This window comes from Photorhabdus hindustanensis (assembly GCF_002968995.1).
GTDB lineage: Bacteria > Pseudomonadota > Gammaproteobacteria > Enterobacterales > Enterobacteriaceae > Photorhabdus > Photorhabdus akhurstii.
In genome coordinates this window covers 20,184-34,958 of the sequence record NZ_PUWT01000037.1, presented here as the reverse complement: position 1 = coordinate 34,958, position 14,775 = coordinate 20,184, and the positions used below count along the sequence as shown (strand labels likewise).

Annotated in this window: 5 protein-coding genes; 4 read left to right on the top strand and 1 reads right to left on the bottom strand. The window is 42.4% G+C overall.

All coding sequences use genetic code 11. The annotated features are described in order from the left end of the window. The first annotated feature begins 10 nt into the window (after positions 1 to 10). The 4 genes from metB to tcbA all read left to right on the top strand — a co-directional run bounded on the left by metB (position 11) and on the right by tcbA (position 13,009). Entirely contained in the window at positions 11 to 1,171 is a 1,161-nt protein-coding gene (gene metB / locus C6H66_RS14245) for a cystathionine gamma-synthase (RefSeq protein ID WP_105395911.1), read from the top strand. Between the two features lie 2 nt (positions 1,172 to 1,173). Continuing rightward, a complete protein-coding gene (locus C6H66_RS14240; protein ID WP_105395910.1) occupies positions 1,174 to 3,609 on the top strand; it encodes a bifunctional aspartate kinase/homoserine dehydrogenase II in 2,436 nt (811 codons plus the stop codon). A 341-nt stretch (positions 3,610 to 3,950) separates the two neighbouring features. Beyond that, positions 3,951 to 4,835 carry a methylenetetrahydrofolate reductase gene (gene metF, locus C6H66_RS14235; RefSeq protein WP_036780106.1) on the top strand — a complete coding sequence of 295 codons (885 nt, stop codon included), beginning with the start codon at positions 3,951 to 3,953 and terminating at the stop codon, positions 4,833 to 4,835. A 644-nt stretch (positions 4,836 to 5,479) separates the two neighbouring features. Continuing rightward, complete coding sequence (gene tcbA, locus C6H66_RS14230; protein ID WP_105395909.1) at positions 5,480 to 13,009, top strand: insecticidal toxin complex protein TcbA; 7,530 nt, start codon at positions 5,480 to 5,482, stop codon at positions 13,007 to 13,009. A gap of 1,512 nt (positions 13,010 to 14,521) precedes the next feature. Here tcbA and C6H66_RS14220 read toward each other — a convergent pair. Further along, on the bottom strand, positions 14,522 to 14,704 hold the full coding sequence (locus C6H66_RS14220) for a type II toxin -antitoxin system TacA 1-like antitoxin (protein WP_105395908.1): 183 nt from the start codon (positions 14,702 to 14,704) through the stop codon (positions 14,522 to 14,524). Between the last annotated feature and the right edge of the window lie 71 nt (positions 14,705 to 14,775).

The following is a 14,775-nucleotide window of genomic DNA, read 5'->3' as shown; positions in this document are numbered from 1 at the left end:
GGTAGCTGATATGACACGCAAACCGGCAACAATAGCAGTTCGCAATGGGCTGAATAATGATGAACAGTATGGCTGTGTTGTTCCACCTATTTATCTTTCCAGTACATATAATTTTACAGATTTTAATCAGCCAAGGACGCATGATTATTCCCGCAGGAGTAATCCAGGCCGTGATATGGTGCAACGGGCGTTAGCTGAGTTGGAAGGGGGAGCGGGTGCTATCATGACCAGCAGCGGAATGTCAGCCATTCACCTGTTATGTACGGTTTTCCTTAAGCCCGGCGATCTGTTGGTTGCTCCTCATGACTGTTATGGCGGTAGCTACCGCTTGTTTGATAGCCTGAGTCAACGCGGTGCTTATGATGTGGCTTTTGTCGATCAGAGTGATGAACAGGCATTAAAGCTAGTATTGTCCAAAAAACCAAAGTTGGTCTTGATTGAAACGCCCAGTAATCCTTTATTACGTATTGTCGATATTGCCCATATATGCCAGCTTTCCCATGAGGTAGGTGCGACAGTTGTTGTTGATAACACGTTCCTGAGCCCGGTATTACAGAAACCTCTGGAGTTGGGGGCAGATCTGGTTGTGCATTCCTGTACTAAATATCTTAACGGACATTCTGATGTGATTGCTGGAGCCATTATTGCAAAGGATGAAGAGGTTGCAACGGAACTTGCTTGGTGGGCGAATAATATTGGTGTAACCGGCGCCGCGTTTGATAGTTACTTGTTATTGCGTGGCATGCGGACTTTATCGCCACGGGTCTTGTTACAGCAAAAGAATGCATTGGAGATTGTCGATTATCTTCAACATCAACCGTTAGTGAAAAAACTTTTTTATCCAGCTTTGAAGGATCATCCAGGGCATGAAATTGCTTGTAAACAGCAATTTGGTTTTGGCGCAATGATAAGCTTTGAATTAGATGGTAATGAACAGGCGATACGCCGTTTCCTGTCTGAGTTAAAGTTATTTACTTTGGCGGAATCATTGGGCGGGGTGGAAACCTTAATTTCCCATACGGCTACCATGACTCACGCTGGAATGTCAGCACAGGCGAGGGTGGAAGCGGGGATTACGGATTCACTATTGCGTGTTTCTGTGGGTATTGAAGATAGTCAGGATTTAATCGCTGATTTAGAAAATGCATTTCAGGCAGTAGTAAAGGAGTGACCATGAGTGCACTGGCAGTTGCAACGGCGGAAAATGGCCGCCAATTACATAAGTTTGGTGGAAGCAGTCTCGCGGATGTGAAATGTTATCAACGGGTAGCCAAGATTATGGCTAATTACAGCCAACCCGGTGATTTAATGGTGGTATCCGCAGCAGGCAGCACGACTAATCAGTTAATTAATTGGCTTAAACTTAGCCAGAACGACCGTATTTCTGCCCACCAGGTACAGCAGGTTCTGCGCCGTTATCAGCAGGATCTGATTAGAGGTTTATTACCTGAAACTGTTGCTGAAGAGTTGGTGAAGCGTTTTATTGCCGATCTTGAAAAGTTAAGCGCATTACTGGATAAACCAGTTAGTGATGTGACTTATGCAGAAGTGGTGGGACACGGAGAGATCTGGTCCGCACGTTTGATGTCAGCCGTGCTTGAAGACCAGGGTATTCCTAGCGCTTGGGTGGATGCTCGCCAGTTTTTACGCGCAGAGCGAGCGGCTCAACCACAAATCGACGTTACCCTTTCCCAGCCGTTGTTAAATCAGTTGTTAACTCAAAATCTAAATAAGCGACTGGTCGTGACCGGTTTTATCTCCAGTAATCATGATGGAGAAACGGTTTTATTGGGGCGGAATGGCAGTGACTATTCTGCAACTCAAGTCGGGGCTTTGGCAGGGGCGAGACGGGTAACAATCTGGAGTGATGTTGCTGGTGTGTACAGTGCTGATCCGAGAAAAGTTAAAGATGCCTGTTTGTTGCCGCTATTGCGTTTGGATGAAGCCAGCGAGCTTGCCCGTCTTGCCGCACCTGTGCTGCATACCCGTACTTTACAGCCTGTTTCCATCAGTGATATTGATTTGCTATTACGTTGCAGCTACCAGCCGGAACAAGGTTCAACGCGTATTGAAAGAGTTTTAGCTTCTGGAACTGGCGCAAAAATTGTTACTAGCCATGATGATGTTTGCCTGATTGAGTTGCACCTGGTTGCTCATCATGATTTTAAACAGATATACAAAGACATTGATCTGTTATTAAAACGGGAACAAATTCGTCCATTGGCAACAGGTATCCATCCAGACTGTAATTTGATTCAGCTTTGTTACACTTCGGAAGTGGTGAATAGTGCGCTGGGTGTGCTGGAAGATGCTGCGCTTCCAGGGAGATTTTCCCTACGAGAAGGTCTGGCGCTGGTGGCGCTGGTTGGGGCCGGTGTATGCAAGAACCCATTACATTGCCACCGTTTTTATCAGCAACTTAAAGATCAGCCGGTAGAATTTATCTGGCACGCGGAGGATGGCATTAGCCTTGTCGCGGTGCTGCGGACCAATCAGACTGAACATGTGATTCAGGGGCTGCATCAGAGTTTGTTCCGTGCTGAAAAGCGGATTGGTCTGATTTTGTTTGGTAAGGGTAATATTGGCTCCCGTTGGTTGGAGTTATTCGCTCGTGAGCAGAAAAATATTTCGGCTCGCAGTGATTTTGAATTTATTCTAGCCGGTGTGGTGGATAGTCGCCGGAGCTTACTGGACTATCAAGGAATTGATGCTAGCCGAGCATTAGCTTTTTTTGACGATGAAGCGACAGAATATGATGTTGATGCATTATTTCTGTGGATGCGAGCGCACCCTTATGACGATCTGGTGATCTTGGATGTGACCGCTAGTGAAGAACTAGCTCGATGTTACAGAGATTTCGCCAGCTATGGTTTCCATGTTATCAGCGCCAATAAAATTGCAGGTGCTTCCAGTAGTAGCGACTATCGCCTTATTCGCGACGCATTTGCCAAAACGGGTCGTCATTGGTTTTACAATGCGACAGTTGGCGCGGGCTTACCGATCAACCATACAGTGAGAGATTTACGGGAGAGTGGCGATACCATTTTGTCCATTAGCGGCATTTTCTCCGGTACATTATCTTGGCTATTTCTGCAATTTGATGGTTCAGTACCATTCAGTGATTTAGTCGAACAGGCGTGGCAACAGGGATTGACAGAACCTGATCCGCGTATTGATCTGTCTGGTCAGGATGTGATGCGCAAATTGATTATCCTTGCCCGTGAAGCAGGGTATGAGATTGAGCCAGAGCAGGTGCGTGTTGAGTCACTAGTTCCGAAAGAAGCAGCATCAGGTTCTATTGAACAGTTCTTTGATAATAGCGGTGCGATCAATGAACAAATGGTGCAACGATTAGCCGCAGCGCAGGAAATGGGCATGGTGCTGCGCTATGTTGCTCGTTTTAATGCGAATGGTAAGGCAAAAGTGGGTGTTGAGGCGGTGCGTCCTGATCACCCATTGGCTTCCTTGCTACCGTGTGACAACGTGTTTGCGATTGAGAGCCGTTGGTACCGCGATAATCCGTTAGTGATACGTGGGCCGGGGGCGGGTCGTGATGTGACCGCCGGAGCGATTCAGTCGGATCTTAACCGTTTGTCACAACGGCTTTAAGTTTTATAACCTTCCTTGATTGATCAAATGTGATTTCCTTCGCTTGATACTTGAGGTAGTGAGAGGGTGGATGTCCTGAACAGGGCATCTTTCCTCATTACTGCTTTAGGCATCGATCTGTAAGCCGATATAAACAAAGTTAAAGATTGCTTGATGAATTTTTTTCCGATTCAGGGTGAATATTCCTCACCGATTTAACTCAACTTTGTTGTTGACTAAAAAATGCCGATCCTTCATCTTATTTAGACGTCTAAACGTATAGGTGTTTAGAAGTGTAAACAAGAATAACTGGCAAATTATTGAGATGGGAAATTATTCCGCTTGTTAACGAGGTGCAGGGTATGAGTTTTTTTCACGCAAATCAGCGAGAGGCGCTGAATCAGAATCTGGCTGAACTGGAAGGACAGATCCGTGTTTCATTTGAATTCTTTCCACCGCGTACAACCGAGATGGAAAAAACCCTGTGGAAATCCATTAATCGCCTGAGCACCCTCAAGCCTAAATTTGTTTCCGTAACTTATGGTGCTAACTCTGGCGAGCGTGATCGTACCCATAGCATAATCAAGGGAATAAAAGAGAAAACTGGCCTTGAAGCAGCTCCGCACCTTACCTGTATTGATGCTAGCCGTGATGAGTTATGCGAAATTGCCCGTGATTATTGGAAGAATGGTATTCGCCATATTGTGGCTTTACGGGGTGATTTACCGGAAAACGGTGAAAAACCCAAAATGTATGGGTCTGATCTGGTTGAATTACTTAAGAAAGAAGCTGATTTTGATATTTCCGTTGCTGCTTACCCTGAAGTTCATCCAGAAGCAAAAAGTTCTCAGGCTGATCTGATTAGCCTGAAACGAAAAATTGATGCGGGTGCGAACCGGGCTATTACCCAATTCTTCTTTGATGTGGAAAGTTACCTGCGTTTTCGTGACCGCTGTGTGGCTGCGGGGATTGATGTAGAAATCGTACCGGGAATTTTGCCGGTATCCAATTTCCGTCAGCTTAAACGTTTTGCTGTAATGACCAATGTGCGTATTCCTAGCTGGATGACCAGAATGTTTGATGGGTTGGATGATGATCCTGAAAGCGCTAATTTAGTTGGTGCTTCTATTGCAATGGATATGGTGAAGATTTTAAGTCGCGAAGGTGTGAAGGATTTTCATTTTTATACCTTGAACCGCGCGGAACTGAGTTATGCAATTTGTCATACTTTGGGTGTTCGTCCTTAATCATTGGCTCTTACTAAGGAAATTCCTTGGTAAGAGCGTGTTTTTTTATCTATTGCATTCTTACAAAGTATAAATTTTTATTTTCCATCTGGATAATTAAGGTTAATCTATTTTCGATATTTTATTTTATAAAGTTGAATAAATGGAAGAATTAGGATGGTAATTAATAAAATTTTGTTATTAATTAAGTCATTAAAGATAAACTATAGTAAATGACGACGCTGGTTATAACGTCTTTATAATATATTTCACATGATTATCACTTTTTCAGTCTCTTTATTGGAAATAAAATTAACTAATTGTAGTCGTCAGACTTATCAGCTCGTATAAAATCCCGCATCTTGGTAAATATCAATGACTACCATATCATTTTTTAACACTCCAACGTAAAAAAATATGTTTGTGGCTTTCCCTTCTGGGCTGATAAATATATTTCCCATGCCTGATATCATTATGTGGCATTTTTTCGTATTCACTATTTCATACCAACCAAATTAGAGGATGAATCAGCCCTATGGGTGTTTTCAGGCGATATTATTTCAATAATATTCGTCCGTGTTTTTGATCCCTAATCTGTTAATACTGCACATTTGCAGTTGGTCTCTGTTTGCCTGCTGCAATAACATTATCAATGAGAGACAATTATGCAAAACTCATTATCAAGCACTATCGATACTATTTGTCAGAAACTGCAATTAACTTGTCCGGCGGAAATTGCTTTGTATCCCTTTGATACTTTCCGGGAAAAAACTCGGGGAATGGTTAATTGGGGGGAAGCAAAACGGATTTATGAAACTGCACAAACGGAACAGGATAGAAACCTACTTCATGAAAAACGTATTTTTGCCTATGCCAATCCGCTGCTGAAAAACGCTGTTCGGTTGGGTACCCGGCAAATGTTGGGTTTTATACAAGGTTATAGTGATCTGCTTGGTAATCGTGCTGATAACTATGCCGCGCCAGGCTCGGTTGCATCGATGTTCTCACCGGCGGCTTATTTGACGGAATTGTACCGTGAAGCTAAAAACTTGCATGACAGCAGCTCAATTTATTATCTGGATAAACGTCGCCCGGATTTAGCAAGCTTAATGCTCAGCCAGAAAAATATGGATGAGGAAATTTCAACGCTGGCTCTCTCTAATGAATTGTGCCTTGCCGGGATAGAAACAAAAACAGGAAAATCACAAGATGAAGTGATGGATATGTTGTCAACTTATCGCTTAAGTGGGGAGACTCCTTATCATCACGCTTATGAAACTGTTCGTGAAATCGTTCATGAACGTGATCCGGGATTTCGTCATTTATCACAGGCACCCATTGTCGCTGCGAAGCTCGATCCTGTGACTTTGTTGGGTATTAGCTCCCATATTTCGCCAGAACTGTATAACTTGCTGATTGAGGAGATCCCGGAAAAAGATGAAGCCGCGCTTGATACGCTTTATAAAACAAACTTTGGCGATATTACTACTGCTCAGTTAATGTCCCCAAGTTATCTGGCCCGGTATTATGGCGTCTCACCGGAAGATATTGCCTACGTGACGACTTCATTATCACATGTTGGATATAGCAGTGATATTCTGGTTATTCCGTTGGTCGATGGTGCGGGTAAGATGGAAGTAGTTCGTGTTACCCGAACACCATCGGATAATTATACCAGTCAGACGAATTATATTGAGCTGTATCCACAGGGTGGTGACAATTATTTGATCAAATACAATCTAAGCAATAGTTTTGGTTTGGATGATTTTTATCTGCAATATAAAGATGGTTCCGCTGATTGGGCTGAGATTGCCCATAATCCCTATCCTGATATGGTCATAAATCAGAAGTATGAATCACAGGCGACAATTAAACGTAGTGACTCTGACAATATACTCAGTATAGGGTTACAAAGATGGCATAGCGGTAGTTATAATTTTGCCGCCGCCAATTTTAAAATTGACCAATACTCCCCGAAAGCTTTCCTGCTTAAAATGAATAAGGCTATTCGGTTGCTCAAAGCTACCGGCCTCTCTTTTGCTACGTTGGAGCGTATTGTTGATAGTGTTAATAGCACCAAATCCATCACGGTTGAGGTATTAAACAAGGTTTATCGGGTAAAATTCTATATTGATCGTTATGGCATCAGTGAAGAGACAGCCGCTATTTTGGCTAATATTAATATCTCTCAGCAAGCTGTTGGCAATCAGCTTAGCCAGTTTGAGCAACTATTTAATCACCCGCCGCTCAATGGTATTCGCTATGAAATCAGTGAGGACAACTCCAAACATCTTCCTAATCCTGATCTGAACCTTAAACCAGACAGTACCGGTGATGATCAACGCAAGGCGGTTTTAAAACGCGCGTTTCAGGTTAACGCCAGTGAGTTGTATCAGATGTTATTGATCACTGATCGTAAAGAAGACGGTGTTATCAAAAATAACTTAGAGAATTTGTCTGATCTGTATTTGGTTAGTTTGCTGGCCCAGATTCATAATCTGACTATTGCTGAATTGAACATTTTGTTGGTGATTTGTGGCTATGGCGACACCAACATTTATCAGATTACCGACGATAACTTAGCTAAAATAGTAGAAACATTGTTGTGGATCACTCAATGGTTGAAGACCCAAAAATGGACAGTTACCGACCTGTTTCTGATGACCACGGCCACTTACAGCACCACTTTAACGCCAGAAATTAGCAATCTGACGGCTACGTTGTCTTCAACTTTGCATGGTAAAGAGAGTCTGATTGGGGAAGATCTGAAAAGAGCAATGGCGCCTTGCTTTACTTCGGCTTTGCATTTGACTTCTCAAGAAGTTGCGTATGACCTGCTGTTGTGGATAGACCAGATTCAACCGGCACAAATAACTGTTGATGGGTTTTGGAAAGAAGTGCAAACAACACCAACCAGCTTGAAGGTGATTACCTTTGCTCAGGTGCTGGCACAATTGAGCCTGATCTATCGTCGTATTGGGTTAAGTGAAACGGAACTGTCACTGATCGTGACTCAATCTTCTCTGCTAGTGGCAGGCAAAAGCATACTGGATCACGGTCTGTTAACCCTGATGGCCTTGGAAGGTTTTCATACCTGGGTTAATGGCTTGGGGCAACATGCCTCCTTGATATTGGCGGCGTTGAAAGACGGAGCCTTGACAGTTACCGATGTAGCACAAGCTATGAATAAGGAGGAATCTCTCCTACAAATGGCAGCTAATCAGGTGGAGCAGGATCTAACAAAACTGACCAGTTGGACACAGATTGACGCTATTCTGCAATGGTTACAGATGTCTTCGGCCTTGGCGGTTTCTCCACTGGATCTGGCAGGGATGATGGCCCTGAAATATGGGATAGATCATAACTATGCTGCCTGGCAAGCTGCGGCGGCTGCGCTGATGGCTGATCATGCTAATCAGGCACAGAAAAAACTGGATGAGACGTTCAGTAAGGCATTATGTAACTATTATATTAATGCTGTTGTCGATAGTGCTGCTGGAGTACGTGATCGTGACGGTTTATATACCTATTTGCTGATTGATAATCAGGTTTCTGCCGATGTGATCACTTCACGTATTGCAGAAGCTATCGCCGGTATTCAACTGTACGTTAACCGGGCTTTAAACCGAGATGAAGGTCAGCTTGCATCGGACGTTAGTACCCGTCAGTTCTTCACTGACTGGGAACGTTACAATAAACGTTACAGCACTTGGACTGGTGTCTCTGAACTGGTCTATTATCCAGAAAACTATGTTGATCCCACTCAGCGCATTGGGCAAACCAAAATGATGGATGCGCTGTTGCAATCCATCAACCAGAGCCAGCTAAATGCGGATACGGTGGAAGATGCTTTCAAAACTTATTTGACCAGCTTTGAGCAGGTAGCAAATCTGAAAGTAATTAGTGCTTACCACGATAATGTGAATGTGGATCAAGGATTAACTTATTTTATCGGTATCGACCAAGCAGCTCCGGGTACGTATTACTGGCGTAGTGTTGATCACAGCAAATGTGAAAATGGCAAGTTTGCCGCTAATGCTTGGGGTGAGTGGAATAAAATTACCTGTGCTGTCAATCCTTGGAAAAATATCATCCGTCCGGTTGTTTATATGTCCCGCTTATATCTGCTATGGCTGGAGCAGCAAACAAAGAAAAGTGATGATGGTAAGGACACGATTTATCAATATAACTTAAAACTGGCTCATATTCGTTACGACGGTAGTTGGAATACACCATTTACTTTTGATGTGACAGAAAAGGTAAAAAATTACACGTCGAGTACTGATGCTGCTGAATCTTTAGGGTTGTATTGTACTGGTTATCAAGGGGAAGACACTCTATTAGTTATGTTCTATTCAATGCAGAGTAGTTATAGTACCTATACCGATAATAATGCGCCGGCCACTGGGCTATATATTTTCGCTGATATGTCATCAGACAATATGACGAATGCGCAAGCAACTAATTATTGGAATAACAGCTATCCGCAATTTGATACTGTGATGGTAGATCCGGATAGCGACAATAAAAAAGTCATAACCAGGAGAGTTAATAACCGTTATGCGGAGGATTATGAAATTCCTTCCTCTGTGACAAGTAACAGTGGTTACTCTTGGGGTGATTACAGTTTAACTATGCTTTATGGGGGCAGTGTTCCTAGTATTACCTTTCAGTCTGCCGCGGAAGATTTAAAGCTATCCACCAATATGGCATTGAGTATTATTCATAATGGTGCTGCTGGAGGTCCAGGTTCTCGTCGAGAGCAATGTAACTTGATGAAGCATTTTGGTGGTGTGCCAGGGTGCAAATATATTCTCTGTGATATTACACAGGATACAGCTGGTAATGGAGAGGATATTACTGCTCTATTCCAGAGAACGACTCCAGGGCATGATTCAGGAATTTTGGTAACGAGTACAGCTAATACAGATCACTATTATGTTTTCCAAACTCCATCAAATCAAAAATATCTTACTTTTAAAGTTGGCGGTGGTGCACAACGGTATGCACAAGCGGACGATTGGTATGATGATTTTGAGTCTTATAACTACGTTGCTATTGGCACTGAAGATTATGGTTGGTGGTTTGGCGGTGCGTATCTCAGCAATGCAATCTCAATTGATACGAGTATTGACAGTTCTAAAGTAAAAGTCACCGTAAAAGCGGGTGGTGACGATCAAATCTTTACTGCTGATAATAGTACCTATGTTCCTCAGCAACCGGCACCCAGTTTTGAGGAGATGATTTATCAGTTCAATAACCTGACAATAGATTGTAAGAATTTAAATTTCATCGACAATCAGGCACATATTGAGATTGATTTCACCGCTACGGCACAAGATGGCCGATTCTTGGGTTCAGAAACTTTTATTATCCCGGTAACTAAAAAAGTTCTCGGTACTGAGAACGTGATTGCGTTATATAGCGAAAATAACGGTGTTCAATATATGCAAATTGGCGCATATCGTACCCGTTTGAATACGTTATTCGCTCAACAGTTGGTTAGCCGTGCTAATCGTGGCATTGATGCAGTGCTCAGTATGGAAACTCAGAATATTCAGGAACCTCAATTAGGAGTGGGTACGTATGTACAACTTGTTCTGGATAAATATGATGAATCTATTCATGGCACTAATAAGAGCTTTGCTATTGAATATACTGATATATTTAAAGATGGCGATAATTTTGTTATTTATCAGGGGGAATTGAGTGAAACCAGCCAAACTGTTGTGAAAGTTTTTCTCCCCTATTTTATAGAGGCGTATGGAAATAAAAATCATTTATGGGTACGTGCAAAATACCAAAAGGAAACGACTGATAAGATCTTGTTCGACCGTACTGATGAGAAAGATCCGCACGGTTGGTTTCTCAGCGACGATCACAAGACCTTTAGTGGTCTCTCTTCCGCACAGGCATTAAAGAACGACAGTGAACCGATGGATTTCTCTGGCGCCAATGCTCTCTATTTCTGGGAACTGTTCTATTACACGCCGATGATGATGGCTCATCGTTTGTTGCAGGAACAGAATTTTGATGCGGCGAACCATTGGTTCCGTTATGTCTGGAGTCCATCCGGTTATATCGTTGATGGTAAAATTGCTATCTACCACTGGAACGTGCGACCGCTGGAAGAAGACACCAGTTGGAATGCACAACAACTGGACTCCACCGATCCAGATGCTGTAGCCCAAGATGATCCGATGCACTACAAGGTGGCTACCTTTATGGCGACGTTGGATCTGCTAATGGCCCGTGGTGATGCTGCTTACCGCCAGTTAGAGCGTGATACGTTGGCTGAAGCTAAAATGTGGTATACACAGGCGCTTAATCTGTTGGGTGATGAGCCACAAGTGATGCTGAGTACGACTTGGGCTAATCCAACATTGGGTAATGCTGCTTCAAAAACCACACAGCAGGTTCGTCAGCAAGTGCTTACCCAGTTGCGTCTCAATAGCAGGGTAAAAACCCCGTTGCTAGGAACAGCCAATTCCCTGACCGCTTTATTCCTGCCGCAGGAAAATAGCAAGCTCAAAGGCTACTGGCGGACACTGGCGCAGCGTATGTTTAATTTACGTCATAATCTGTCGATTGACGGCCAGCCGCTCTCCTTGCCGCTGTATGCTAAACCGGCTGATCCAAAAGCTTTACTGAGTGCGGCGGTTTCAGCTTCTCAAGGGGGAGCCGACTTGCCGAAGGCGCCGCTGACTATTCACCGCTTCCCTCAAATGCTAGAAGGGGCACGGGGCTTGGTTAACCAGCTTATACAGTTCGGTAGTTCACTATTGGGGTACAGTGAGCGTCAGGATGCGGAAGCTATGAGTCAACTACTGCAAACCCAAGCCAGCGAGTTAATACTGACCAGTATTCGTATGCAGGATAACCAATTGGCAGAGCTGGATTCGGAAAAAACCGCCTTGCAAGTCTCTTTAGCTGGAGTGCAACAACGGTTTGACAGCTATAGCCAACTGTATGAGGAGAACATCAACGCAGGTGAGCAGCGAGCGCTGGCGTTACGCTCAGAATCTGCTATTGAGTCTCAGGGAGCGCAGATTTCCCGTATGGCAGGCGCGGGTGTTGATATGGCGCCAAATATCTTCGGCCTGGCTGATGGCGGCATGCATTATGGTGCTATTGCCTATGCCATCGCTGACGGTATTGAGTTGAGCGCTTCTGCCAAGATGGTTGATGCGGAGAAAGTTGCTCAGTCGGAAATATATCGCCGTCGCCGTCAAGAATGGAAAATTCAGCGTGACAACGCACAAGCGGAGATTAACCAGTTAAACGCGCAACTGGAATCACTGTCTATTCGCCGTGAAGCCGCTGAAATGCAAAAAGAGTACCTGAAAACCCAGCAAGCTCAGGCGCAGGCACAACTTACTTTCTTAAGAAGCAAATTCAGTAATCAAGCGTTATATAGTTGGTTACGAGGGCGTTTATCAGGTATTTATTTCCAGTTCTATGACTTGGCCGTATCACGTTGCCTGATGGCAGAGCAATCCTATCAATGGGAAGCTAATGATAATTCCATTAGCTTTGTCAAACCGGGTGCATGGCAAGGAACTTACGCCGGCTTATTGTGTGGAGAAGCTTTGATACAAAATCTGGCACAAATGGAAGAGGCATATCTGAAATGGGAATCTCGCGCTTTGGAAGTAGAACGCACGGTTTCATTGGCAGTGGTTTATGATTCACTGGAAGGTAATGATCGTTTTAATTTAGCGGAACAAATACCTGCATTATTGGATAAGGGGGAGGGAACAGCAGGAACTAAAGAAAATGGGTTATCATTGGCTAATGCTATCCTGTCAGCTTCGGTCAAATTGTCCGACTTGAAACTGGGAACGGATTATCCAGACAGTATCGTTGGTAGCAACAAGGTTCGTCGTATTAAGCAAATCAGTGTTTCGCTACCTGCATTGGTTGGGCCTTATCAGGATGTTCAGGCTATGCTCAGCTATGGTGGCAGTACTCAATTGCCGAAAGGTTGTTCAGCGTTGGCTGTGTCTCATGGTACCAATGATAGTGGTCAGTTCCAGTTGGATTTCAATGACGGCAAATACCTGCCATTTGAGGGTATTGCTCTTGATGATCAGGGTACACTGAATCTTCAATTCCCGAATGCTACCGACAAACAGCAAGCAATATTGCAAACTATGAGCGATATTATTTTGCATATTCGTTATACCATCCGTTAATTAATTTCGCGATTATATAATACAGGCTCTCCTTTGGGAGAGCTTGATATAAGCAATTTATGAGATATTTATAGAAGGTAAGTTTTTAAATTAACTTGAGATTTTTATATTATTTAAGTTTAATCTATCTGTTTTCTGTTTTCTGTTTTCTTAAAGGCGTGTAATGTAAAAAGGTGAGATCTCTTGTGATGATTCTGATTGGCCTGGAATGGGTCTTTTAGGACCTTAGCTTAAGGTTTGGTATAAATTGATAATTTCGATATCGTACCTGAAATGATCATTATTAATGATTAAACTAAAAAGAAGTTTTAGATTTTACGTACATGTATTCCTGTCTTGTGCCTGATTATAAATTAAAGGTTGTTTATGAAGAGTGTTGCGAAAAATAACTATTTTGTATAATATCCATTGGGTAGAGATAATTATGCTTATTTATATGATATTGTTTAAGTTACTTAGTTTGATTAATTTAATGAGTAATTGAGAGTATTTAAATGTGGAATAACTATTAATTATTGTATAAATGTGAGGAGAGTTGTAAGGCGATTTGGCGTGAAAATCTTTATATCTATTTTTCTGGAGACGTTTTTTCAATTCCAGAATAATATATGGTTATTATTACTTTTATGTCATAATTCAGGGAGGGAATTATTAAAAGCTGGGGTGGTTTTACTTTTAATGGTCAAGAATATAGACTTAATCATCTTGATGAATTCGAATTCACTTACATTCAAGAAAAAGAGTGTATTAAGCCGGAGAAGAGCTATAAATTTATTGTTGAATTTGGTCTACACTGTTTTACCCTGAAGCCTAATAAGCGCAAGGGTGAAACCCTTTCTAATTATCCCAGAGATCTCTATTACTTAGATTTTCTAGAAACACGTGTTTTTTGTTTTAAACGATACGTTATGTCTTTCTGCCTTCCAAATATAGTAAAAACGATAAACTCAAGAACTTGTTACAAGACAGGGAAAGGGAATTTTTTTACTATTGAATTCACTAATGACAATAGGGAAATTGTAGACTATGAAATCTATTTCAAAGTGTCACGAGAAAGCCGAGGGAAATTGCGATTATTTGTAGAAAGTGCCTACGTCAGAGATAGTGATCACGGTACGATTCAGCCACAGAAGAAAAAAATAAATTTCTTTGTTATTGCCCACAATATTCAGGTTAGAAAACTTATAAAGTAAAAAACCTCACAATAATGAGAGGTTTTTTACTTTATAACTAAGAAAATTAACTGGGAACTCTTTATAACCGCTCTTGGGCTGGTAACCATTGGTTGGATGAGACGCCTAGCTTCCGCTATCCCGTTCATACGCCTTTTAAAGTATATAGTTAACACTGTATACGCCCTATATTCTACACATATATTGTAAAATATTCTTGTCCATTTCGTGCTAAATAGCTATATGGATATCGACTCAATGCAGATATGGATTTTTATTTTTTCTGGCAATATAGTTTGTGTTGGGTACGTTCTTAGTAGTTTGGATCAAGAAATTCTCTTCAAACACGTTTCACCTTGCGTACAGCATTTATTGCGTTTTGTAAAGCAGTATTGGGGGCAAAAGCGTCATTCAAAGCGGTTGTGAATGCCTGAAAATCCTGAACTGTCATTGTTATGCGAGAGTCTCTACCTAATAGCTCACGTGCTTTCTCTTTAGCTGCTGTGCGTACGAATGCAGCCATTCCATTGTTGTGCCCATTAAAGCCGCAGCGTGAGAAATAACTTCCCTTTCATCTGTGTCCATCTTTAAATC